This is a genomic window from Streptomyces sp. NPDC048248, from assembly GCF_043201875.1.
Taxonomy (GTDB): Bacteria; Actinomycetota; Actinomycetes; order Streptomycetales; family Streptomycetaceae; genus Streptomyces.
This window is the reverse complement of sequence record NZ_JBICZL010000007.1, coordinates 259900-283452: the sequence shown is the minus strand read 5'-3', so window position 1 is coordinate 283452 and position 23553 is coordinate 259900. Positions and strand designations below refer to the sequence as shown.

Annotated in this window: 19 protein-coding genes; 11 read left to right on the top strand and 8 right to left on the bottom strand. The window is 69.3% G+C overall.

Annotation, left to right across the window (positions count from 1 at the left end; genetic code table 11):
• Positions 1–255: 255 nt before the first annotated feature.
• Positions 256–1041 carry a gamma-glutamylcyclotransferase family protein gene (locus ACGFZW_RS17130; protein WP_393893933.1) on the bottom strand — a complete coding sequence of 262 codons (786 nt, stop codon included), beginning with the start codon at positions 1039–1041 and terminating at the stop codon, positions 256–258.
• Positions 1042–1624: 583 nt separating this feature from the next.
• Between ACGFZW_RS17130 and ACGFZW_RS17125 the strand changes: the two genes are divergently transcribed.
• Positions 1625–2860 carry an MFS transporter gene (locus ACGFZW_RS17125; RefSeq protein WP_393893932.1) on the top strand — a complete coding sequence of 412 codons (1236 nt, stop codon included), beginning with the start codon at positions 1625–1627 and terminating at the stop codon, positions 2858–2860.
• Here the strand turns inward: ACGFZW_RS17125 and ACGFZW_RS17120 are convergent.
• Positions 2844–3701, bottom strand: a complete 858-nt coding sequence (locus ACGFZW_RS17120; RefSeq protein WP_393893931.1) for a sulfotransferase domain-containing protein — start codon at positions 3699–3701, stop codon at positions 2844–2846. The two genes, ACGFZW_RS17125 and ACGFZW_RS17120, sit on opposite strands and share 17 nt — an antisense overlap.
• Before the next feature lie 684 nt (positions 3702–4385).
• Between ACGFZW_RS17120 and ACGFZW_RS17115 the strand changes: the two genes are divergently transcribed.
• From ACGFZW_RS17115 to ACGFZW_RS17080, 8 genes are all read left to right on the top strand, one after another.
• Complete coding sequence (locus tag ACGFZW_RS17115) at positions 4386–5414, top strand: aKG-HExxH-type peptide beta-hydroxylase (RefSeq protein WP_393893930.1); 1029 nt, start codon at positions 4386–4388, stop codon at positions 5412–5414.
• Positions 5411–6670 carry a YcaO-like family protein gene (locus ACGFZW_RS17110; protein ID WP_393893929.1) on the top strand — a complete coding sequence of 420 codons (1260 nt, stop codon included), beginning with the start codon at positions 5411–5413 and terminating at the stop codon, positions 6668–6670. The genes ACGFZW_RS17115 and ACGFZW_RS17110 overlap by 4 nt, the downstream gene beginning before the upstream one ends.
• A 67-nt stretch (positions 6671–6737) precedes the next feature.
• Complete coding sequence (locus ACGFZW_RS17105; protein WP_393893928.1) at positions 6738–7517, top strand: class I SAM-dependent DNA methyltransferase; 780 nt, start codon at positions 6738–6740, stop codon at positions 7515–7517.
• Positions 7514–8401, top strand: a complete 888-nt coding sequence (locus ACGFZW_RS17100; RefSeq protein ID WP_393893927.1) for a class I SAM-dependent methyltransferase — start codon at positions 7514–7516, stop codon at positions 8399–8401. The genes ACGFZW_RS17105 and ACGFZW_RS17100 overlap by 4 nt, the downstream gene beginning before the upstream one ends.
• Before the next feature lie 68 nt (positions 8402–8469).
• The gene (locus ACGFZW_RS17095) at positions 8470–9633 is read left to right on the top strand and encodes a glycosyltransferase family 4 protein (protein ID WP_393893926.1); all 1164 of its coding nucleotides are present in this window, start codon (positions 8470–8472) and stop codon (positions 9631–9633) included.
• The gene (locus tag ACGFZW_RS17090) at positions 9633–10604 is read left to right on the top strand and encodes an NAD-dependent epimerase/dehydratase family protein (RefSeq protein ID WP_393893925.1); all 972 of its coding nucleotides are present in this window, start codon (positions 9633–9635) and stop codon (positions 10602–10604) included. The genes ACGFZW_RS17095 and ACGFZW_RS17090 overlap by 1 nt, the downstream gene beginning before the upstream one ends.
• Complete coding sequence (locus ACGFZW_RS17085; RefSeq protein ID WP_393893924.1) at positions 10598–11566, top strand: phytanoyl-CoA dioxygenase family protein; 969 nt, start codon at positions 10598–10600, stop codon at positions 11564–11566. The genes ACGFZW_RS17090 and ACGFZW_RS17085 overlap by 7 nt, the downstream gene beginning before the upstream one ends.
• A gap of 236 nt (positions 11567–11802) precedes the next feature.
• Positions 11803–12432: an Rmf/CrpP fold protein gene (locus ACGFZW_RS17080; RefSeq protein ID WP_393893923.1), complete on the top strand. Its 630-nt coding sequence runs from the start codon at positions 11803–11805 to the stop codon at positions 12430–12432.
• Between the two features lie 98 nt (positions 12433–12530).
• Here the strand turns inward: ACGFZW_RS17080 and ACGFZW_RS17075 are convergent, their stop codons facing one another.
• The 4 genes from ACGFZW_RS17075 to ACGFZW_RS17060 all read right to left on the bottom strand — a co-directional run bounded on the left by ACGFZW_RS17075 (position 12531) and on the right by ACGFZW_RS17060 (position 17029).
• Entirely contained in the window at positions 12531–13691 is a 1161-nt protein-coding gene (locus ACGFZW_RS17075) for an aromatic acid exporter family protein (RefSeq protein ID WP_393893922.1), read from the bottom strand.
• Positions 13692–13956: 265 nt separating this feature from the next.
• Positions 13957–14184: a DUF5133 domain-containing protein gene (locus tag ACGFZW_RS17070; RefSeq protein ID WP_393893921.1), complete on the bottom strand. Its 228-nt coding sequence runs from the start codon at positions 14182–14184 to the stop codon at positions 13957–13959.
• Positions 14185–14408: 224 nt separating this feature from the next.
• Entirely contained in the window at positions 14409–16667 is a 2259-nt protein-coding gene (locus ACGFZW_RS17065; protein WP_393893920.1) for a catalase, read from the bottom strand.
• Positions 16668–16789: 122 nt separating this feature from the next.
• Positions 16790–17029 carry a hypothetical protein gene (locus ACGFZW_RS17060; protein ID WP_393893919.1) on the bottom strand — a complete coding sequence of 80 codons (240 nt, stop codon included), beginning with the start codon at positions 17027–17029 and terminating at the stop codon, positions 16790–16792.
• A 1606-nt stretch (positions 17030–18635) separates the two neighbouring features.
• On the opposite strand from ACGFZW_RS17060, the gene ACGFZW_RS17055 reads away from it, so the two are divergent.
• Together ACGFZW_RS17055 and ACGFZW_RS17050 are read left to right on the top strand one after the other, a co-directional pair.
• Positions 18636–19193, top strand: coding sequence for a hypothetical protein (locus ACGFZW_RS17055; protein WP_393893918.1), 558 nt, complete (start codon positions 18636–18638; stop codon positions 19191–19193).
• A 53-nt stretch (positions 19194–19246) separates the two neighbouring features.
• A complete protein-coding gene (locus ACGFZW_RS17050) occupies positions 19247–19753 on the top strand; it encodes a hypothetical protein (protein WP_393893917.1) in 507 nt (168 codons plus the stop codon).
• Positions 19754–20808: 1055 nt separating this feature from the next.
• Here ACGFZW_RS17050 and ACGFZW_RS17045 read toward each other — a convergent pair.
• Together ACGFZW_RS17045 and ACGFZW_RS17040 are read right to left on the bottom strand one after the other, a co-directional pair.
• Positions 20809–20979, bottom strand: coding sequence for a hydrophobic protein (locus tag ACGFZW_RS17045; protein ID WP_393893916.1), 171 nt, complete (start codon positions 20977–20979; stop codon positions 20809–20811).
• A 304-nt stretch (positions 20980–21283) separates the two neighbouring features.
• Positions 21284–23296, bottom strand: a complete 2013-nt coding sequence (locus tag ACGFZW_RS17040) for an ABC transporter ATP-binding protein (RefSeq protein ID WP_393893915.1) — start codon at positions 23294–23296, stop codon at positions 21284–21286.
• Between the last annotated feature and the right edge of the window lie 257 nt (positions 23297–23553).

Genomic DNA, 23553 nt, shown 5'->3' with positions numbered 1-23553 from the left:
CACGACTCCGACGGAGCCGGTGATAGCGATCAAGCCCCATGCACAGTGTCGGAGGACAAGGCACAGATCTCCGGCGTGCGGCTGGCCATGTGCGACACCAACGTTGGCCTGACGGCACCGGTCACGATTTACCGACCGCTGTAGGGCGATAAGCGTCGTCTCCCCGTCCGATATTTTCGCTCACCCCGATCGGATGACGAAACAAGTCTGCCGACCGATCAACCGGAATGTCCTGGATAATCCACGGGTCAGCACTTAGGTCCTGACACCAGGAAGCGAGATGGAGCGGAACATTTTGTCGCCGAGCTGATTTCGGATCAGAGTGTCGATCTTTTCGGCTTGCGGAACATGAACAAAGGGTCGCCATGGATAAATTCGGTCATTGATCCATGGAGTTCTCCAGTCAGTCGTAGAGGTGAAGAATTTCTGAGCAAACTTCGCTGTGCGGGATGCCGTAAATTCATCCTCAACCGCCAAGCATCCGCTCACGCAAACATCTACATACGACTGAACGATGGGGAATTCCCGACTGACGTATCTACGCGATGTGCTTCCGAAGTACCAGAACGTTCCTGGTGGTGGAGCCGATCTGCCATCCAGCATGGTGATGTCGCCAGCAGGGATTCGGGTCAGCTTGTACCCCTGCTCTCTATCGGTAAATGCCTTCAATTCACCGTGCGATACCTGGAAGATTACGCCGTTGCAGGTGGAGCTCCGGTCCGGAACAGCTCCCAGATAAGTGGGCCCCCAGCTGACGGTGTCAACCCGGTCGTACCAGCCACGCGTGATGCCATTCACGGAGACCGGAAAAGCCCTTCCGGCTTTCGGCCAGGTTTCCTCTCGGGATTCCCTTTGGATCAAGGATCCGTATCCGAAAACATACTGACTGCTGGAATCGGATTCCCGCGCTTCGGCTTCTGCCGAGCGCTGCCGACTGGTGCAACCCATGGCCGTCACACCGAGACCCAGGATTGCAAGGCCCCCGATTCCCCCCAGCGCCTTACGCCTTCCCACTTCGGCCGAGCACTCCATGAGCATCATGGTTCCGCTCCGGCGGCGGGGTGTCGAGACGACGCGCAGTGCCTTCGGGTTGCTGTCCATTCGGCTGGGCCGGTCGGGAATCAAACACGTGCCGCCCCAAGAGCTCGGGCCTGAGTTGTGCGTACCGACGGCGCGTCGACCTGCCGCAGGAAGCGCCACGGCGGCGAGAGCCCCGCCCTGCGAGCCAGAGACGTCGCCGAATTGATGCCGCGTTCGCAGCAGACCAACGCCCGGAGCCGGAAGGCCAGGGGCAGTTGACGACAGTCCGGGTGGCCCATCCGCTCTTCATGCAGGCGCGAAATCAGGCGTTGCTGAGCATGTGAACGGATCTCAGCAGGCCCGAGACCGTGGACTCGCCCCTCGCCTTCATCAGACCCCGACAGGCCCCCAGCAACCCCGGCAACCCCGGCAGCCAAACCAGTAGCCCCAATAGCCCCCGCACGGTGGCTTCGGGCCCGAGCAGCCCGCTCGGGCGGGTGGCCCCCCGATCGCGAGCGGCCTGGTTCCGCCGCGCGACACGTGCGCCGTGTGACGATCCCTGGACGGCGTGCCCGGCCGAGGCGACCGCGAGAGGAGTGGGCTGGTGTCGACGGGAGTGGGTGGGGTTTGGACGCCACTCGCGGTACCGGTCTTCCGGCGGCACTTCGCCGCCCGGCTGCTGAGCTGGTCGGGGACGGCGATCGCGCCGATTGCTCTCGCCTTCGCGGTGCTGCGACTTCCCGGTGGGAGCGGCGCGGGACTCGGTTGGGTTCTCGCCTGTGGGATGGCCCCGCAGCTGGTGCTTCTATTGATCGGGGGCGCGAGCGCCGACCGATGGCCCCGGTTGCGGGTGATGGCGGTGGCCAACACCGTGTCCTCGGTCGCCCAGGCCACGGCGGCGATTTTGTTGTGGACACATACGGCACAGGTCTGGCAACTGGCGGCGCTGTCCGCAGCGTGCGGTGCGGCGGCCGCGTTCTTCACCCCGGCGTGCTCGGCGGTGCTCACCGACCTCGTGCCGGAGCACGTCCGGCCGGCGGCCAACGCCCTGCTGCGGCTGGGACAGAACATCGTGAAGGTCGGTGGCCCGGCGGCCGGTGCCGTACTGGTCGCACTGGTGGGGTCGGCCTGGGTCATCGCCTGGGATGCGCTGTCGTTCGCTTGTGCCGCCGCGTTGTTCGCGAGCCTGCCGCACCCGGCTCACACGGCGACGTCATCCGGTCGGTTCCATCACGATCTGCGGGAAGGCTGGCAGGACTTCCGCTCCAGGCGCTGGCTGGTCGCGATCACGACGCAGGGCGCGCTGATCGTCCCGGTCTGGATGGCCGGCTACCAGCTGCTCGGGCCGGTGTACGGACACCAGGTGCTCGGCGGGCCTGCCGCGTGGGGGGTGGTGACCTCCGGGTTCGCGGTGGGGCTGGTCACCGGGTCCGGGGTCGCGCTGTGGTGGCGGCCGGTCAGGTCCGGGGTCACGGTGTGCGCGGCCACGGTTCCGATAGCGGCGCCGCTGGCAGTGATAGCCGTCGACGGCGGGACGGCCGGGCTCACCGTGGCCGCCGCCGTCGCGGGGGCGGCGAGCGCGGTGTCGATGACGGTTTGGACGGGCGTATTGCAGGAGCGGGTGCCCGGTGCCCGGCTCAGTCGTGCGGTCTCCTACGCGACCCTCGGCCAGTCGGTCACCGTTCCACTCGGTTATCTCGCCGCCGCACCTGCGGCACAACTGCTCGGTTTGGAATGCGCGTTGGGTGCCGGGGCCGCGATCATCGCTGTGCTGTCCGTGCTTCCGCTGGCGATCCCCGAGGTGCGCGGGCTGCGCGGAGGGGTCACTTCGCGGTGCTGAACAGCGGCCCTGGCGGGTTGTCGGCCGCGAGGGCGGCCTGCTGCCAGGCCGGGACCAAGTGGCCGCGGACGAGTGCGCCGACCTGGTCGGCCTGTTCGTCGCTGAGGTAGTCGCGAAACCCGCCGACCACACCGCGGCGGGTCTTGTACGATTCCGCGTCGCCGGGGTCGGAGGCGCGCAGTTTCTCCGAGCGGAATACGTCGTCCCGTTCCATCGCCCGCATGGCGCCGAATCGGGCGAAGGCCACCGCTTCTTCCACCGCGGACGGGTCCACGGCCTGCGTCAGACCGCAGAAGCGCAGGATGCGGGCGAGTTCACCGGAGGTGTCGGCGGTCAGCCGTTCGTAGGAGGAGAGCAGGAAAGCGGCCGGCACATGCTGCTGGGCGTGCCAGATGTTCCAGAACTCCAGGCAGGTGCGCACGCTGCCCACACCCTCGGTCAGGAAGTCGCCGAGCGTTCCGCTGTAGTCGTCTTCCCGCCGGGTGCGCTGGAAATAGTGGGATACGGCTACGTCGCGGATGTCCCGCAGCAGCAGGACTACTTTGCGGTCTCGGTAGAAATCCTTGTCCGCCGACAACTGTTCGGGGGCGCGCAAGGCCACCCGGTCGTCGTGCCAGAAAACGATCCGGGGAACGGTCGAATCGGTCGCGCTGAAATGTGTGAGGTCAAGGTCTCTGCACACTTCCATCGGAATGCCGTGGGCCGTCGAGATCGCGCGGGCCAGCAGCAGTCGAAGCCAGGTCCGGCCGCACTTGGGGAACGAGAGGATGTAGACGTCGCCTTCGGCGTCAACCGTCTGAAGGGGATTCGATGCCGTAATTTTTGAGTTGTCATGAGCCACAGCCGGTCATTGTCTCCGGCTCTCCGGGGGATGACAACAGCGCCTCGCAGCGGGCCGGGAGCGGAAACCTCCTGGGTGTTTGAGGCCCTTCCGACGCTCCCGGACTCGCTTTCTCGGCCCTTGAGACAGCGAGTGGGGCGATCAGGCCTGCTTTCCCTCGCAGAACGTTGCCTGTCAGGTCATGCGCACCTCGCATGACGCGTCCCAGGTATGCACTGTCGCCACGCAGACAACACGCGAAGACGATTTCCGGACGGATTCCCGCTCTTTCCGGAAACCTGCCGAGCGATTCCCGCTCCGTTGATCAAGGCGTCATTTCGCCGGGTGGCCGGCGCACGATTCTTTGGACCCTTCCGGGCGGGGTAGCTGCTGACCGGCCGATGGCGGGAGCCGTCGGCCGGCAACGGATGCCCCCGTCAGAAAGAGAGCACTCATGGAGCAGCAGGAGATCGAAGAGGTCACCGAGGAACTTCCCGAGTTCGCCCTGATGATCGACATCCCGAGCGAGGACTGAGACCGCCGGTCCGTCCAAGGGCAGCACCCCGGGTGCGTGGTGGGTCCACCCGCCACGCACCCGGGCGTCCACCTCGGCCACGCCGGCCCGCCGTGCCCGTACCCGCATCGAACGACGCCGTACGGAGCGGAGGGCACAGAACGACGAGGCCGGAGACCGACGACACCGAAGTGCTCACGACGCTGGAGACCGGACTGTTGCTTGTCAGCCCTGACGCGGTGGCGGCCCGCCGCGACGAAGATGCCCTCTGGAGCACCACCGATGCCGTGCTGCGGACGGCCGGGGCCACCGCGCCGGGGCCACCTCGCCATCCCGCCCGCAAGGCAGCGGCGCACGGAGTGCGGATGGAGTCGGCAGACGGTACCGCGCCGGGCGCCGGCCCGGAGTCGGGCGCCGATGCCGAGGGTGTCGTACCGCCCCCGCGGCGGGCCGCCGGCCGCTGGCCCGTCGATCTCGCCGACCCGGCACCGCATCTGGAGCAGGCCGTCGGCCGGGCCCTCGCCTCCCTCCCACCCGGCCACGGCTCGACGGCCGATGCGGCGGGCCGAATCTCGGTGGTGCGGGGCTGGGATGCCGGGCAGGGCGCGGTCTTGGCGGAGTCGGCGGAGTGGCTGCACCGGGCATGGCCGTCGATGCTCGCCGAACTGCAAGAAGGAGTGCGGCAGATCGCCCTGCTGCACGGCCCGTCCATCGACGGCTTCACCGACTTCACCACGCACGGCGCGGTGTTCGTCAACGCGTCCCGGCTGACCACAAGCCGTACCGGGCTGCCCGGCTGGGTCCGGCTGGCCGACGCCCTGGTGCACGAGGGGACCCACACCCGCTGCAACGCGGCGGCGCTCAGCGCCCCCTTCCTCATACCCGGCACCGGCCCCGCCCCGACCATGCCGACCCCGCTGCGCGCGGACCCCCGTCCGCTGACCGGTCTCTTCCAGCAGACCGTCGTCCTGGCGCGTCAGGTGATCCTCTACCGCCTGCTGCACGAGGAGACATCGGCTTCGGACCTGCCGCAGCAGGCCGTGGCCACCCGCCGGATGCAGGTGCTGAACCGGGCCCGGCAGGGCGCCGGGACGCTGAGCCGCTACAGCACGTCCCTCACCCCGGCCGGTGAGGCGGTACGCGCCGAGGTGGACGAGCTGCTGGCGCGGGAGAGCGCGCCGACGGGGACACACGCCGGCACGCCCGGGGGTCGCGGGTGACGGTCTCCGTATCGGCGGCCCGCTGGACTCCCGAGGTCTTCGGTCCCTGGCCGCACTCTCCCGGCGCGCTGCTGGCCCGCGTCGCCGCGCGGTCCGCAGCCTTCGCCGGTGCCGGCGCGGCGGGCGGTGCCCCCGTCCTGATCGGCAGTGCGGCAGGCGCCGACCCCGGCGACGTACGGCGGCGCGCCCGGGGCGAGTTGATGGAGCGGATGGGCAGCGTGCTCGCCGGCCGGTCGGCGGAGGCCGAGGCGGCCCGGGCCCGGCCGGGCGGCAGGCCCGGCATCGGCTCGTTCGTCCACATCGGCGACTGGGGTGCGCTGCGCAGGCACGGCGTTCCCGCCGTCGACCCCGCCGCCTGGAGCGGTCGCGGCGACTCCCGTGACGTGCGACAGCTGTGGTGTCGGGGCCGCTCGACGGGCACCGGTGAGGAGGTGTGGGTGCCGGCCGGTACGGCGTTCCTCCAGCACCGCCCGCCGCCGGGCTGTACGGTCACGCATCGCGCGGGCTCGACCGGCGTGGCCGCGCATCCGGATCCGGCCTCGGCGGCTGCGCACGCGGCGTGGGAGATCCTGGAGCGCGACCTGGTCCGCCGCAGCTGGTGCGCTCCGCACCGCCGGCCGCCGGTGTCCTTCGATGCACGGGCCGCACTGCCCGCGGACAAGGAAGCCGACGTGGTGCGCGGGCTGCTCGACCGCGAGGCGCTGACGGCCGTCGTACTGGCGCTGCCGGCGCCGGCGGGTGTCGTGGCGGTCGCCGTCTGCCTGCACGAGTCGGACGGCGCCCATCAGACCTTCGGCGCACGCTGCGCACCGGCCGGCGAGGGGCAGAACGCCGTCGTGCGTGCCTGCTGGGAAGCGCTGATGGTCCGTTGGAGCATGGCGACACCGGTGGCCCGCCGCGGCTGGGATCGACTGGCCCGCACCCGGGTCCCGCGTAGCGGACTGGATCACGCGCTGTGGGCGTACCACGCTCAGGATGCGCTCGCGTACTGGACCGGCTCCTGCGCACCGGGGCACTCTCCGGGTCCGGCCGTCCCGCCGCCCGGACCCGACCAGCTCGCCCGCGTCGAAGCCACTGCCGTGCCACCGCCGACCGCGCTGTTGGCCGACCACACCGGCGAGGACGTCATCGCGGTGGAACGTGCGGTGGGGCCACCGGCGGAGGAGGGGCTGGCGGTCGTCCGGCTGGTCGCCCCCGGATCGCAGCCCCTGCCGGCCGGGCCCCGCCCCGGCGCGCCTCCGCACCCGTTCGGCTGACCGGCGCGAAGACCTCGTCGTTACTCCGCGTCCACCACACACCTCGCCCCGGCTCCCAGGAGGACCGATGTCCGCGCTCCCCGACGACGCACCTAGCGAGCCCGCGTGCGCCGAGCCGGCCTACGCCGCTCTGTTCGCCGCCCGCTACGACGACTGGTTGGCGGCGCCGAACAGCGACGCGACCGTGGAGTTCCTGGCCTCGATCGCCGAGCAGGGGCCGCCGGGGCCGCTGCTGGAGCTGGGCAGCGGCACCGGCCGAGTGGTGTTGCCACTGGCCGCGCGCGGACTGACCGTGGAGGGCCTCGACGCCTCGCCGGAGATGACCGCCCGGCTGCGCGCCAAGCCCGGCGGCGACAACGTCCGCGTCACTCTGGGCGACTTCTCCGCCCCGCCACAGCCGCCCGATGTCGGCCGCCACGCTCTCGTCTATGCGGCCGGCGGCACGTTCGCCGAGCTGGACACCCAGGCCGCCCAGCGCCGCTGCTTCGCCTCGGTCGCCCAACGGCTGCGGCCCGGCGGGACGTTCGTGCTCGACTCACATCTTCCCGAAGCGCTCGCCACCGTCGGCAAGGGTACCCAGCCGGTCCCGACACCCGGTGACGGCTTCGTGCTGCGCACCCGGATCCTCCACCCCGCCCACCAGCGCTACACCTCCGACTACCTGGTGCTCGACGACGGCAGGATGCGGCACGTGCGGGTCTCCTTCCGCTACTCCTCACCGGGTGAACTCGACCTGCTGGCCGAGTTCGCGGGCCTGCGCCTGGTGCGGCGTACCGGCGGCTGGTCGGGCCGTCCCCTGACCGACACGAGTACCCATCACGTCTCCGTTTACGAGCTGCCCGCGTGAGCGCCGCGAGCGCGCCGCGCGATCCGGAGCGCTACCTCACCGACAACCACCGCCTCTGGCAGCAGTGGACGCCGCTCAAGGCCGCCTCGGCCCACTACGACCTTGACGGGTTCCGGGCCGGTGGCAACCGGATGCGGCAGCTGGAACAGGACGAGGTCGGCCCCGTCGAAGGCCGGACCCTGCTGCATCTGCAGAGCCATGTCGGACTCGACACCCTCTCGTGGGCCCGGTTGGGCGCGCGCGTGACCGGGGTCGATTTCTCCTCAAGGGCGGTGGAGATCGCCACCTCGCTGGCCGCCGACGTCGCGCCGGACGCGCGCTTCGTCGAGTCCGACGTCCTGCGGCTGCCGGAGGTGCTGACCGGGACCTGGGACATCGTCTACACCTCCAACGGAGTCCTCGGCTGGCTGCCCGACCTGCGCGGGTGGGCACGGGTGGTGGCGCACTTCCTGGCGCCCGGCGGCTTCCTCTACCTCTTCGAGGGCCACCCCGCCGCCTGGATGCTCGACAACACCCTGCTGGAGCCGGAACTGCGGCTGCGCTACTCCTACTTCGGCGAGCCGGAACCGCTCTCCTTCGAATACCACAGCCCGACCTCGGTGCCGGAGGCGCGCATCCCGGACGTCGAGTACGTGTGGGGGCACACCCTGGGCGACCTGGTCACCGCGCTGGCCGAGGCCGGTCTGCGGGTGGAATTCCTGCATGAATGGCCGTTCGTGGGCTGGCGGATGCTGCCATTCATGGAGGAGGGCCGGGACGGCTGGTGGCGGCTGCCGGACACGCTGCCGGCACTTCCGCTGTCGTTCTCACTGCGCGCCGCGAAGCCGGCAGAGCCTTGGGAGCCCGCAAAGCCCGCAGCATCCGCAGAGCCCGCGGGGCCTTGATCCTCTCGACGCCCCCACCCGCCTTCCGCCGTCACCCCTGCCGTCACCCCGTCGTACGGAGGAGCCGCATGCGCATCGCCTATCTGCACTCCGGCAGCATTCCCTCGGTCTACGCCAACGGAGTCCACGTCATGCGCATGTGCGACGCGCTGACCGACGCCGGCCACGACGTCCGCCTCTACGCCCTGCGCGGCGAGATGACCTCAGAGGACGTGCACGCCTACTACGGGACGCGCAACCGCTTCCCCGTGCGGACCTTCCCGATGCGCGCACCCGTACTGCTCGGCAGCTGGCTGCGTGCCTGGGGGGTACGCCGCGCGATACGCCGCGACGGCGTCCCCGACCTCCTCTACGGGCGCGATCCGCACGCGCTGGTGGCCGCCCGCGGCCTGGCGCCCCGCATCTACGAGACCCATCTGCTGTGGGACAGCCGGATGATGCGGGCGATCGAAAGGGTGCTGCTGGGCAGCCGGTCGGTGCGCGGCGTGGTGTTCGTCTCGCAGGCGCTCGCCGACGACTACGCGGGTGCCTTCCACGGACTCGACGGTGCCGACGGGCCGGCACTGGTCACCGCCCACGACTGCGCCAATCCTCCCCCGCCGGGCCCGGCCGCCCAGTTGCCCGGGCGACCGGGCGCGCTCAAGGTGGGCTACGTCGGGCATCTCTACCCGGGTCGCGGGATCGAGGTCATCCTCGGCCTCGCCGACCGCGTTCCGGAGGCCGACTTCCACGTCGTCGGAGGGACCGCATCCGATCTGGCGCACTGGAGGATGCGAGCTGACCACCCCCATCTGCACTTCCACGGCCATCGACCGCCCGGCTCCCTCCACCCCTACTACCGGGCGTTCGACATCGTCCTCGCCCCGTACCAGCAGCAGGTGGCCTGCGCGGGGGGTGTCGGCGACATCAGCCGCTGGGTCTCGCCGATGAAACTGTTCGAGTACATGTCGCACGGGCTCGCGGTGGTCGCCTCGGATCTTCCCGTCCTCAGGGAGGTCATGGCCGACGACGTCAACTGCCTGCTGGTGCCGCCGGCCGACCTCGACGCCTGGGAACGCGCCGTCCGCCGTCTGGCCGCCGAGCCCGCCCTGCGAGCCCGCCTGGGCGGCGAGGCCCGCGACCAGTTGCTCACCGAGTACACCTGGCGCAGACGCGCCGACCGGGTCCTGACCCCGGTCACCGAGCCGACCCGCCCGGCCGGACCGGCTGCGACCGACCGGGCGGACCGCTGATGCGCGCCGTGGTCACCGGCGCGGCCGGCTTCATCGGGTCCCACCTGTGCGAACACCTGCTGGCCGCCGGGGACGAGGTCGTCGGCGTCGACTGCCTGACCGACACCTACGACCCGGCCGTCAAACGCCGCAACCTGCGAACCGCGCTGGGCAGTCCACGCTTCACCTTCCGTCACGCCGACCTGCTGCGCACCGATGCGAGCGCGCTCCTCGCCGGTGCCGACGCCGTCTACCACCTGGCCGGCCAGCCCGGGGTCCGGCTCTCCTGGGGCGAGGACTTCGCGCTCTACACCGACCGCAACGTGCTGGCCACGCAGCGGCTGCTGGAGGCGGCCCGCGCCCATCCGCCCGCCAAGTTCGTCTACGCCTCCAGCTCCTCCGTCTACGGCGAAGCACTCTGTCGACCCACGCCGGAATCCGCGCACCCGCGGCCGGTCTCGCCGTACGGCGTCACCAAGCTCGCCGGCGAGCAACTGTGCGAGCTCTATCGCGCGGCTCACGGGCTGCCCACCGTCGCGCTGCGGCTGTTCACCGTCTACGGTCCCCGGCAGCGGCCCGACATGGCCTTCGCCCGGCTGCTCGCCGCCGCGAGCGGAGGGCCGGCGTTCCCCCTGTACGGCGACGGCGGGCAGACCCGCGACTTCACCTACGTCACCGACGTGGTGTCCGCGATGCGTGCCGCCGCACGCAGTTCCTTCACCGGGGTCGCGAACCTGGGCGGTGCCGGCCCGGTGTCCATGCAACAGGCAGTCGCCGTCGTCGAGCGCCTCGTCGGCCCGGTGCTGCTGAACCGTCATCCCGCCTCGGCAGGGGACGCCCGGCACACCGGCGCCGACATCCGGCGGGCACAGGCGGCGTTCGGCTTCAGGCCCTCGGTCGGCCTGCACGAGGGTCTGGCGGAGATGGCCATGGAGCACGCGTCGTCCGACCACCGTCACCGGATGGCGCCCACCGGAGGCGAGCCGTGGTGAACCGGTCCGAGTCGACAGAGCAGCACCCGGCCACACCCTCGCCGCGCGCCGCCGACCTGCATGTCGTCGAGCCTTCCGGGCGCACGGCCGACGATCCGCGGGAGCACCGCGTCCCGGCGCGGGCGGGCACGCTCCCAGTCCCGCTGCGCGCTGTACTCGACGGCCGTCTGGTGCTGCTCAAAGGGGGGATGGCGCACCTCGGCGCATGGGAGCCGCTGCAACGACAGGTTCGCGCGGCCCTCGACGAGCATCTGCCGCACGGCCCGGCGGCGGGCCGCCCTCTCGAAGAGCTGCACCGCCACGCGGACACCGCGCTGACCGTCCGCCTCCGCACCGACCTGGAGACCCGGATCCGCCCCCTCGCCCGCGCCATGCTGCGGGACTTCACGGCCGCGCTGACGCCGCAGCCCGGGCGGATGTATCTGAGCGACCACTTCGGGGTGCGCATCATGCCGCCGCGCTCCTCCATCGCCCCCGGCTCCGCACCGGACGGCCTGGCCGGATTCCTCACCCCGCGCGACGCGCATGTCGACTCGTGGTTCAACACACCCGTCAACTCCATCAACCTGTGGATCGCCCTGACCCGTGTGGAACGGGGCAACGGACTGCTGTTCCACCCGGACGCATACCGGAGCACGCTGCGCCACGACGGCTGGGACCTGTTGCCCGGTCAGGACGTCGGCGACCCCGTGGACGTGGCGATGGACGCCCAGGACGTCCTGCTGTTCGCCGGTGACCATCTGCACGCCTCACAGCCGAACGACACCGATGCGACCCGCATCGTGCTCACCAAGCGGCTGTGCCTGGGGCCTCCGCGCTACCCGCGGCACGGCACCGGATGGGTGCCGTACGACGATCCCCGACTCTCCGGCACGCCCTGGGAACCCCTCGCGTCCTGGCGCTCCCGACTCACCGCCGCGGGACTGCGGCACGCCCTGCGCACCGTGACCGGTCATCGCTGATTCCCCGAAGGGAGAGGCCATGCGCGTCCTGCTGGTCAACATGCCATGGGCACTGGTCGAGGTGCCCTCGCCGGCCCTTGGCATCCTGGCCTCCGCCGTCCGGACCGCCGCTCCGGACGCCGACGTCGCGACCCTGTAGGCCAATCTGGACCATCTCGACCAGGCCATGGCGGACGGCGACTTCACGCTCGACGACTACGCCTTGTTCGCCCTGCGGACCTACGAGGAGGGTCTCGGTGACTGGATCTCCTCCTCCGCGCTCCACGACGACCCTGACTGGCACATCGACCGGTACGCGAGCAGTTCGATCAGAGGTAAGGAAGGGGGCGCAGCTTGGGCACGCGCGAGACATCATCAAGGCAGCCACAGCAGGCCGAGAGGCTGGCGAGCGCGGCGAGGAGCCGACCGTCTTCCCAAATCCGTACGCATGGACGCTGCGCACCGCGTGGATTCGCGGCTACGCCGAGAGAGGCGCCCCGTGTCCGCTCAGCCGGAGTCGACCGACCAAGGCATGTTCAAAGCCGCGACGGTCATGCAGCCGCAAGGGCGGCCTTCCGGTCAAGGGCGGCACGGCGGCCGGTTTCAGGGTCCGAGCGTTGCGATCTACTCGGCCTCGTGAAGTCCCGACGCGTTCGTTTCCGGCGTCACGGCCTCGCGAGGGGGCTCGCGGACCAGTACGTCATCCCCTCAAGCCTTTCGGGTCGAAGCAGGCTGAAGGGTGCCCAAAAGAGATCGCGCAAGTGTTTGATATCTGTACCGTCAGAAAACCACTGATCAGGGCGATTTCAAAGATTCGCCGTGTCTCGCTGGCAGGTGACCATCTCTTCCGCCACCACAGCTGGGGCGCGGCCCACGGGCCTCCGTGAGCTGGAGGGCCGCGCCGCCGGCGACTCGGACTTCGGCCGGCTCGCGCGTGCGTGCTCGGATGGGCTGCCCGCCTGGCCAGGGCACACATGGCGATGGCTCATGTGGAGGTGTAGCGCCGGAGTACGTCGCTGGTGTGCTGGAACTCCTCCATCAGGCGGGTGGCCTCCACCACCAGCACCCCATAGGGGCGGGTCGGGTCGGCGAGGGGCAGGCCGTCGTCCTTGGCTTGCGTGGCCACCTGGTCCCGGTATTGCTGCGCTTGGTCTGCCAGTCGGCACAGTTCGGCCGTTTGGTCCACCAGATGGTCCTCATCCAAGGTGGTCAGAAGCCGGGCGATGTCGGCGATGGCTTCCAGGAACGTGGCGTAGGACTGCAGGAAAGCGACGTAGCGGTAGGTGGTCTCGGTGTCGCGCCACTGGTCGAGGCTGCGGGTGAGAGAGGCCATCTGGTACAGCGTGCGTTCCAGCGCGTCCAGCACCGCGCCGTAGTTCTCGAAGCCGGTGCGTTCACGGTGACGGCGCAAGAGGCGGCGCGGGTTGTAGTACAGGCTCTCCTCCGCCGTGCGCATACCGGCCCGGGCCTGGGTGATCAGCTCGCCGGTCTGCGCGGCGCGGGTGCGCCACTGCTCGGTGCGCTCCTCCTCGACTTCTCCTGCGGCCAGAGCGGGGTGGATGTCGTTGAGCAGGTCGCCCAAGGCGTGGGCGAGGGTGCGGATGCTGAACTCCGCGCTACGAAAACGCATGGGCGGAAAGACGGCCAGGTTCACGGCCAAGGCGACGACCGAGCCGATGACGACGAGAAGGACGATCTGACCGAGCTGGGCGAGCTTTTCGAAATTCCCCGCCGCGGAGGCGTAGGTGGAGAACGCGAAGAACGCCGCCGTGGCCACCTGACCGCGTTGCGCCCCCAGGGCCGGCCAGCGGCCGATGACGAGGGCAGCCACGGTCACCAGCGCGAATGTCACCACTTCCGGACCCGCCAGGAAACCCAGGGCAGCCTGCACAGCCACCCCGGCGGCCACCGCGCCGACGTAACGCAGCGATTGCACCACCGACTGATAGACGGTGACCTGCATGATCAGCACCGCGGAGAACGGTGCGAAGGCCGGGGACTGCGCATTCAGGAGGTTGTCGGCGACGACCCAGGAAATCGTCGCGGCCAGCGCACTCTTGCTGACGAGGAGCGCCGTATGACGCTCGGGACCGTCCGATCCCAGCGCTCGCCCACACCACTGCCCGATACGGGCAAGCCTGCCCATCTCAGCCGGTTCAGCCCGACGTCCACCAGGGGCCATACACGTCCTCCGATTTCCGGCCGGGCCCGTACTGGAACCGGTACACCTGCTCATGCGTGCCGGACAACAGAGGGCGCCGAAAGGGCATCGTCTGAGGGCCAGCTGGCCCCGTCCTGCCGCCACCGGTCACCTCTTACATGGGTGGATCGCTGCTCGCCCGGCAGGCAGTACCTCTCGGGCCGAGCACGCTGCGTTCGTCCGCAGCGGCATCCTGAAGGAGGAGAGCCTGTCAGCGTGCGAGGACGGCATCGTCCTCCGCAGCAGGGCCCGGTAGCTGGCGGCGTGCGGCGGCCAGGGCTGCGTCTCCGTCGCGCGTTCCGGTCGAGACGCACAGGGTGTAGGTGACGTCTTCCAATTGCCGGCGTACGGTGCTGCTGCCTTCCTGGGCGTGGAGCAGCCGGAGAGTCTCGTACTGCTCAACGAGATCACGCAACACCGCGGGGTGGGCGATGAGCATTGTCCGGCTCCTTCTGTCGCCAACGAGGTCTGTGCAGCGTGTGCCCGACCTGCAGTTCTGCATGCGAGCTGTCCCGGCCCTCAGCGGAAGTGTCAGCCGTCGAGAGGGGCGTCGCCCGGGCAGGGCCGCTCTCCGGCAACGGCTGCGACCTGTCAGCGGCGTCCCGCCCGGAGTAAGGGATCGATCCGCACCTGATGTGTCACCAACGTGCCGGGACAGCACATCTAGGCGTTCGCGGCGAATCGCTCCCAGACTCGGTGCTTGCCGAGCAACTGGGTGATCTCGTCCAGGGTTTCGGTGCCGTTGCTTGCGATCACCACTCCGGGGGCGTCTGTGGGCACTCCTGCGGCCCGGAAGGCGTTCTCGGCGTTGGCCCAGCCGCCGAGTGCCTTGCCGTGGCGGTATGCCTCGGAGAGCATCAATAGGACACGGGGGTCGGTCTCGGCCTGCTCGGCCGGGTCGGGGGCGCCGGCCTTGGCATCGCGCGCGCCGTAGGCGTCCTTGCCGGGGCCGGGGGTTCCGGCGAGCAGGATGGCGTCGAATTCGGTGGAACGGGCTGTGGCGAAGGTGCGCTGGACGGTGACTGGTTCGCCGTTGGGGTCCAGCTTTCCGCCGGCGGGGGCGATGACCAGGGGGACCATGTCGGCGTCGAGTACGGCTTGGCGCAGGGTGCGGACCGCGGCGAGGTCACCGTTGTGGTCGGCGACGATGCCGATGATGCGTCCGTCCAGGGGCCAGCTCTGGCCGATCTGGGACAGGGCGGGGCTCGGGTCGACGGAGGCGAGGGGCCGGTCGGCTTCGGGGGCCGGCAGTCCGAGTCCCGCGGCGACGCCTTGGCAGAGTTCGGGGTCGATGTTGGCGAGGACCCGCAGGGCCCTCTCCTTGATCGCTTGCTCGTAGCACTTGTTGAGCTCGAAGGTGTACGCGGCGATGATGTGCTCGCGTTCGACCGGGGTCATGCTGAGCCAGAAGCGGCGGGGCTGGCTGAAGTGGTCATCGAAGCTCGCTGGTGCTTCCCGGACCTTCTTCGCGGCGGGCAGTTCGAGGGGTACCTCGATGTAGGCGCCGGTGTCCGCTCCGGCAAGGAAGGGGCAGCCGCCGTCGAGGGAGTTCGGCCGGTAGGGCGCCACGCCGCTGTGGACCGCGTCTTGGTGGAATCCGTCGCGCAGCATGTCGTTGACGGGGGCGTGGGTGCGGTTGATCGGGATCTGGGCGAAGTTGGGGCCGGCGAGCCGGGTGATCTGGGTGTCGAGGTAGGAGAACAGCCGGCCGGCCAGCAGCGGGTCATCGGTGATGTCGATGCCGGGCACGAGATGGCCGGGGTGGAAGGCGACCTGTTCCGTTTCCGCGAAGAAGTTCGTCGGGTTCGCGTTGAGGGTGAGCAGGCCGATCGGCTGAACGGGTGCCAGCTCCTCGGGAACGATATTGGTCGGGTCGAGCAGGTCGATGCCCTCGAAGGTCTGCTCAGGGGTGTCCGGGAAGGTCTGGACGGCCAGCTCCCACTGCGGGAGCGCGCCTGCTTCGATGGCGTCGGCCAGGTCGCGACGGTGGAAGTCGGGGTCCATGCCGTTGGTGAGCTGAGCTTCCTCCCAGACCAGGGAGTGGACTCCCAGCCGCGGCTTCCAGTGGAACTTCACCAGAGTGGTTTCGCCCTGGGCGTTGACCAGCCGGAAGGTGTGGACGCCGAATCCCTCCATCATCCGGAAGGAGCGCGGGATACCGCGGTCGGACATGTTCCACAGCGTGTGGTGGGTGGCCTCGGTGTGCAGGGTGACGAAGTCCCAGAAGGTGTCGTGGGCACTCTGGGCCTGCGGGATCTCCCGATCAGGGTGGGGCTTGCCGGCGTGGATGACGTCGGGGAACTTGATGGCGTCCTGGATGAAGAACACCGGGATGTTGTTGCCGACCAGGTCGAAGGTGCCCTCGGTCGTGTAGAACTTCGTGGCGAAGCCGCGGGTGTCGCGGACCGTGTCAGCGGAGCCCCTCGACCCCAGAACCGTGGAGAACCGTACGAACACCGGTGTCTCGACGTCCGCCCCCAGGAACGTCGCCTTGGTGATCTTCGCCGCGGTGCCGTAGCCGCGGAAGACGCCGTGCGCGGCCGCCCCGCGGGCATGCACGACCCGCTCGGGGATCCGTTCGTGGTCAAAATGGGTGATCTTCTCCCGCAGATGGTGGTCCTGCAGCAGTACGGGGCCTCGGGGCCCCGCCTTGAGGGAGTGGTTGGTGTCGTGGAGGCGGTTGCCCTGAGCGGTGGTCAGGAAGGGGCCGGCCTGGGCCATCGTGTTCCGGTCCGCGCCGGTGCCCTGGCCGGTGGGGCTCACGGTCTCCGGCGCGTCCTGGTCCGGCTTGGGCGGCAGCGGCCCGTGCGCTTCGGTGGGCTCCTCCACCGACGGCGCCTGCGGTGTCGGCTTGCCCGGGATTTCGTTTCCGGGATCGGCAGCCCGCTGGGCCGCAGCGTGCTCTCTGCCCTTACCAGCCATGACTCTCCACCTCGTCCATGTGCAGCTCACGCATGAGTAACCACTTGGGCAGCCCAACTGATCGTGCCGACCGGCTCCTCTCATCGTGTGCCCGTCGAAAGCGGTGCGGCTCCCTCGACGGGCTACGGCGACTCGTCAGCCCTCGGCGTATCAGCATTGGCTTGCTGCCGCTTATCGATCCGGGCAGCCCGTTGGGCTTCATCCCACGCTCTGTGCAGCGCATCTCGCGAAGACTCAAACTCCGCCCCGAACGAGTGACCGCCGGTTTCCACGGCGTAGAGAACTTCCAGCACCCATTGCACGGCTGACCACTTCGGCAGGGAAAGACCCAGCAGCATACGACGAACCGTCTCCCTGCTCACCGGCCCTCTCCCCTGGGCGCTGACGGCTGCTGCGACCTCCCTGAGTCGGAAATATGCGTACTTCAGAGCAGGCTGCACCGACGGCCGGGCGATCGGCGAGCCCATGTGGGCGGGGGCCCGCCGGGCAGCGTCGGTACACCTGGGCATGATGAGCGTGCTCGTACCCCGACACTGCCACGCCCTGGCCCGAACGACTCGGCTGTCCGCCGACCTCACAGGGCCCGGTGGCCTGGACGGGGATACAGGCCTCAGACCCGGGCCGGCACGACAGGAGGTAGCACAACGGTTCGCCTCCGTTGTCTCGGACATTGCCTCCGGTGCCCTGGAGGCCGCCGCCCGGCTCCGGGCGCACTGCGCAACGATTCGCCGCCCTCCGGGCCATCGCTCAGCGTGACCTCTGCTTGGCGCGGCTCGTCGAGGGCCATGTCGACGCCACCGCAATCCTCGCGGAACTCCAGGGGCCCACTCCTGGCCCGACCGAGCGATGGGGCGTATGGGCGGCGGAACCCCCTGGCGAAGGTGTCGCAGCGACCCGCACCAAGACGGGCTGGCGGCATCGGGTACTGCGCACCCCGGACTGTCCGGTGGAGACCTCAAGCCGACTGCGGCCCCGGGCTGTCGGCGGCTTCGGTGACCACCTGGCCCAATTGGCAGCCGAGGAAGGAGCAATGCCTTGTCACTGAAGAAACGCCGGGGCCGGCTCCGGTCGGCGCCCGAGGAGGAACCTGACGACTTCTGATCGGGCTATCTGCGGCGGATGAGCAACCAGCCTGGTCAGCTGGCTTCCTGGTGCTTCTGCCCGGGCTCCGGTGCCGGCCAGGCCGTAAGAGCCTGCGCCCGTCCCGATGATTTCGCCGCTGAAGGTGAGACCGTCGACGACGGCTGCGGGGCGCCGATCTCCGAGAGTCACGCGGCGAAGGCGCTTGCCTGGTGCTGTCCCGCACATCGCACTCACACAGGGCATCGACCCGCCGGCCGAACAACGAACTTGGCCGCGGCACCGGCGCCGTTCGTCCTCTCCCCCGGCATCACTTCATACCCCGGGTCTTGAGCTGGTGAGCGAGCAGCCGACCCCTCGTGAGCCGCTGGTGATCACAACTGTGAGCCTCTCGGGCGACGGCGCGACGGGAACCACATCCGCGTCGCGCCAACGAATCGCATGCACGCCCCGCCCGTACAGAAGCTACCCAGAGCCACAGGAGGGCGGGCTCCGGCCATACGTCGCACCACCAACACAGGCACTCACCCGCATCAGCGCGGCCGCAACAGAAATGGGCGCGGCACCGTACGACATCCCTCCAGGAGATTGGCCAATCAGGAGTTGGGCGGGCTGTTTCGACGCCCCTGCACCGGGCACTCGCTCTCCATTCCACGGTATCGAGGAGGAGTACCCAAGAGAACACTCGGTGGCTCCTCGGCACGATGGGCGCGCCGTCGCGAGACGAAAGCACCACTGGTAGCGGCAGCGTCTTGCCGCTTGCGGTGGCCGTCGTGGCGGGCCCTGTAAAAAAAATCAGCCGGAGCGTACGGGCCGCGCGCCTGGAATTCACGTTCCGATCTGAAGTCATCTCACTTTTCGTGTCAGCAAATGAATGCGGAGGACCGAATGTCCCCTGGAACGCTCATAACGATCATTGTGCTTGTCGTGGTCGTGATCCTGGTGTGTGCGCTGGCCGCATGGATGATCATGCGTCGCCGCCGGCTGCAAGCACGGTTCGGACCGGAGTACGAGCGGGCCGTGGAGGCCAAGGGCAGCCGCAGGGCGGCCGAGCGCGATCTGCGTGAGCGCGAGGAGCGCCACGACGCGCTGCACATCAAGCAGCTGCCGGCCTCGGCCCGGGACCGATACGCCCACGAATGGGACCGGGTGCAGGAACGCTTCGTGGACCAGCCCGACGGCGCGGTCCGTGAGGCCGACCGACTGGTGACCTCGCTCATGAGAGAGCGCGGCTACCCCACCGAGGGACTTGAACAGCAGCTGAGCGACCTGTCGGTGGAGCACGGGCGCACCTTGGAGCACTACCGCGCCGCCCACGAGGTGAACGGCCGCAGCGCTCGGCGCGAAGCAACGACGGAGGAACTGCGGGGGGCGATGGTGCACTACCGCGCCCTGTTCACGGAACTGCTGCGCGACGGCCACCGCCCGTCGGAGGACCGGGTATGAGCCTGCACGGCACCCGTAAGACAAGGCGCGGCCCCGACGAAGAAGGAGGCGGAATGGAACGGCGAGATGTACCAAAGCCCGGAGCGAACGGCCTGTCCACCGAAGATCTGGCAGGCACCCCGCAGGACGTAGGGAGCGGGGCTCACGGCGCCCACGCCGAGACACCGCCGGTGTTTCCTGGGGAAGCCACGGCGGCGGACCGGGGAGTCGCTACGCCCGGAGACGAAGTCCGGGCCCCCGCGCCGGAAAGAAACCGCCACCCGAAGGCCCAAGAGCCGGAGACCCGGGAGACGGAGGCGCCGCTGCTCGGACCGGAGCAGGAGGAGTTCCACAGCCGATGGCAGCGGATCCAGAGCGAGTTCGTCGATGATCCGCGTGAGGCGGTCGGTGCGGCGGACACCCTGGTCGCCGAGGTAATGCAGGCGCTTGCGGCAACCTTCTCCCAGCACAAACAAGGACTCGAAGGTCAGTGGCACCGTGGCGAGGAAGTGGCGACAGAGGAACTCCGAGTCGCCCTCCAGCAATACCGCTCGTTCTTCAACCGCCTGCTCAACACCTGACGCCCGCCGACGGCGCCGGCGTCGCAGTGCGCGGCACCAGGCCGTCGGTCCTGTGGAACACACGGGCCTCGTCCTCCACCTCCTGGCTCAAGTGGGGGGCGAGGCTTTCGCGGTCGCGGGTATGCGCGACAGGCAACCCGCACAACCACGCAGCAGCCCGGTCGCCTTCGGGCCCGGGAGAGGCAGGGTACGCAGCAGCAGCGTGACCCGCGCGGCGAGCACGAGCCCGAGAGGCGCATACAGCAATGCGAGCGCCAGCTGCCCTCGCCCGGCCACGAAGGCGGCCCACCACCAACTCATCCAGCCCCGGGCCGGGTTGCGGTGACCGGCCCGGCGACCGGCAGGAAGTAGGCCCCGGCGCCAAGGAGCGGAGCAGGCTGACCGCGGCCCAGCAGATCGCGTGGCGCGATAACCATCGCGCAGGTCACCCCACACTGGCCTGACCTGCGGAAAGGCGATCAGTCGTACGCCCCGCCAGGCAGGGGCAGCAGCTGAACGTTCGTGCCCAGTGCCCCCTTGGTAGCAGTCGAACGTCGCGGCGGACAGAGCGATCACGTCGGCGATCTCCCGAACGGCGCGGACAGTTGGCGCCATCTGGTCAGCACCCCCACGGGCCCGAGCGATGTAGCGGTGGCTGTCGGCGAGGTAGCCGGCTCTGAATAGAGGGCTCGTTGCCTTCGGCCGGCGCCGGTCTCCCGGTGGCGGTGGCTGCACCACAATGGCTGGCCGGGGTAGGCACCAGGACGTCCGGCGGTGCGGGTCTCCGCTGCGGGCGCCTTTGACGGGCGGCCGCCGGCCTTCGCCGTTAGGCGGACGATGTGGACACACGCAGACGGTGCACCCGCTGGCCCATAGGAGGGAGGGTGGGAGCAAGTGGCCCGGCGGGGCGCTGTTTTGGAGGTGATGTTCCCTGCGGAACCAGCGCCCGCACCGGACCACATGTCCCTTTTGCCCGCTCCTGCGCTGATGATGCATCAGCCGACAAAGCCTCTGGGTGGGGCGGACAACATGGCGTTGTCCGCCCCACCCAGAGGCACGTGGTCAGGCTCGGGTGGCTACCAGCGATACCACCTACCGCGCTTACCACCGGCACCGGCAGAACGCATGACGAATCCCAGCAGCCAAAATGCCAGCACGACGACTGCGACGATCCAAAGAGCCTTGAGAGCGAATCCCGCACCGAAAAGAAGCAGCGCGAGAAGAAGAACGAGAAGCAGGGGAACCATATCTATCAACCTCCGAGCCATCATGTGCCCCGGCAACGACCTCCTACACAGCGGGTCGGCAAGGTTTCTCCATTCAAATGCAGGGCATAACGCCGGCTCCTCCTGGGATTACCTCCGAGAAACACAGAAATGGATCACGGCCGCTCCCCCGGGTCCGGGGAAGCCCGGGAAATGCTTCCGCCGTACGGGAGGTCGCCCACTTCATGTGGGGGATGTGGTCGGGGCGTCGTTCATGGTCAACGGGACGACATCGATACGAGGCCTCGGAACGGTTCGGTCGCTGCGGGCGTGAGCTTCCGCAGCGTCACAAAATCTCCTCGTGCCGGTCAGCGTCGCCGCGGGGAGCTGGAAGCGCGTGGCCCGCCGGCAGTCCGAGCCCGTACTGGGCGGCCTGGGCCACGTACATCTCTCGGTAGAGGCCGTCCTGGCGTGCCATGAGCTGGTCATGGGTGCCTTCTTCGGCGATGCGCCCCTGGTCGAGAACGTAGATGCGGTCGGCCTTCGCGGTCGCGGCGAGCCGGTGGGTTACCAGCACGACCGCGTGGTCGCGGTCGGCCAGCGACCACAATCCCTCGAACGCGGCAATCTCCGCGTGGGGATCGAGCGCCGATGTGGGCTCGTCGACCAGGAAGAAGGGCGCGTTCCGGTACCGGCTGCGGGCGGTGCCCAACTTCTGCCACTGCCCTCCCGAGAGCTGGACGCCGCGCTCATACCCCTTGAAGACAATCGAGTCCATGCCGTGCGGTAGTCCCTCGATGAGGTCGTACACGCCGGCGGCCTGTGTGGCCTCCTTGACCCGGTCCATGTCACGAGGGCGGTCGCCGGCGCCGATGGCCACGTTCGTCGCGGCCGTCATCTCCCAATGCGGGAAGTCCTGCGCGAGCAGTCCCACGTGGGAGAAAACCTGCGCGCGGTCGGCCTCACGGAGCCCGACCCGCTCGCCGGACTCCCCTTCCCACCACACATCCCCACCAGTGGGCAGCAAAAGCCCGGCAAGGAGCCTGGTCAACGTGGTCTTGCCCGAGCCGTTCGCGCCCACCAGCGCCGTCACCTCCCCCCTGCGGACCGACAGGCTCACACCCTTCAGCGCCGGAGAGCTTGCACCGGGATAGCTGAACGACACGTCCTCCACATGCACGGCGAGCACTGAGAGGGGCAGGGGGGTGCCGGTGCGCGGGATGGCGTGCTCGGCAGCCAGTTCGGTGGCGTTCTTGGTGTCGGTGAGGAACAGCATCTGCTCGTACAGGCGGTTGACCTGCTGGACCAGGGATGTGAGCTGCCCGGTGCAGTTGCGGATGGCGATGACCGCTGTCCCACCGACCGCCAGCGGCAGGCCGCCGTTTGTGAGCAGCCACCACAACACCCCGTAACAGGCAAGCGACGCCAGGCCCGAGAACCCGCCGGCGACCAGATCGGTGCTCGCCTGCGCCCGTGCCAGACGTCGTTGCTCCGACTCCGACTGCTGAGACATCTCCTCATAGCCGGCGAGCAGCCTCTCCCCGGCAGCGTGGGCGCGGATCTCGCCGGCGGCGTGGGGCCGGGTCAGGTAAGCAAGCAGGGAGGCGATCGCGCGCCTGTGATCGACCCAGTTCAGGCGCGAGGTGTATTCGCGGCGAGCCGAGCGCACCGCGCCCCACCCCTTGGGAAGGGCGATGGTCAGCAGCATCGGCAGCAAGATCCAGTGCAGCGAGACCAGCACGACGGCGGCTGCGACCATGCCGATCAACACGTTGCCCACGCCGACCGACAGCCGGAGCATGCTGCGTGCCGAGTCGGTGCCGAATCTGCCTGCCTCCAGAACACGTTGGATTTCCGGGCGTTCGGTCGCCTCCACCTCGACCCGGGTGATGGCCTCGTAATAGCGGACGGAGACCGCTCGCTCCACCTGTGGTTCCAGTCGGCCGGACATGGCTGTCGACCACGCCGCCAAGATCCCCGAGCCCACCGACACCACGGCAAGCATCAGCAGCGAGGGCAGAGCGTCTCGGAGCTTGTCCGCGGTCGGACCGTCAGCGAACAGTTGCGTGAGTACGCGATTGACGGCCACCAGACCACACGCAGCCGTCACTCCCTGCCCGAGCTGTGCCGTCACAACCCCGGCCAGCGCTCGTCTGTCCACTTCCCAGGCGGTGCGCAGCACGGTTCCCGCCATGCGTGGCAGGGCTGCGGCCATTTGCCCGAACCCCAACCGGGTCAGCGCACCCTCGTGGCGGACGAAGGACTGGTCCCAGCGCAACCGTCCCCCGTACAGCTCCCGCTCCGCGTCCGAGATACCGCTCGGGGCAAGCGCACGCTTCTTCCGCGGTTTCACGAGCATCCTCCCTTCTCAGGGTCGGCCCTGTGAGGGTCTGACGCCATGGGAGGCGGAGGCGGCTCGGCGTCTTGCCGTGGTGGCGATTCGGTCAAGGTCAACGTGGTCTCCCTGGCGGTCGTCCCGGCTGGACGTCCGGCTTAACGAGAGGGCCGACGGTTCGAACACACGTGTTTCGGTCGCTCTTCGGCCTCGGCAAATGACGGACCCTCAGCCTGTGTGCCGCATGAGCCCTTGCCAACCTGTCGCGCGCGACGTACGCG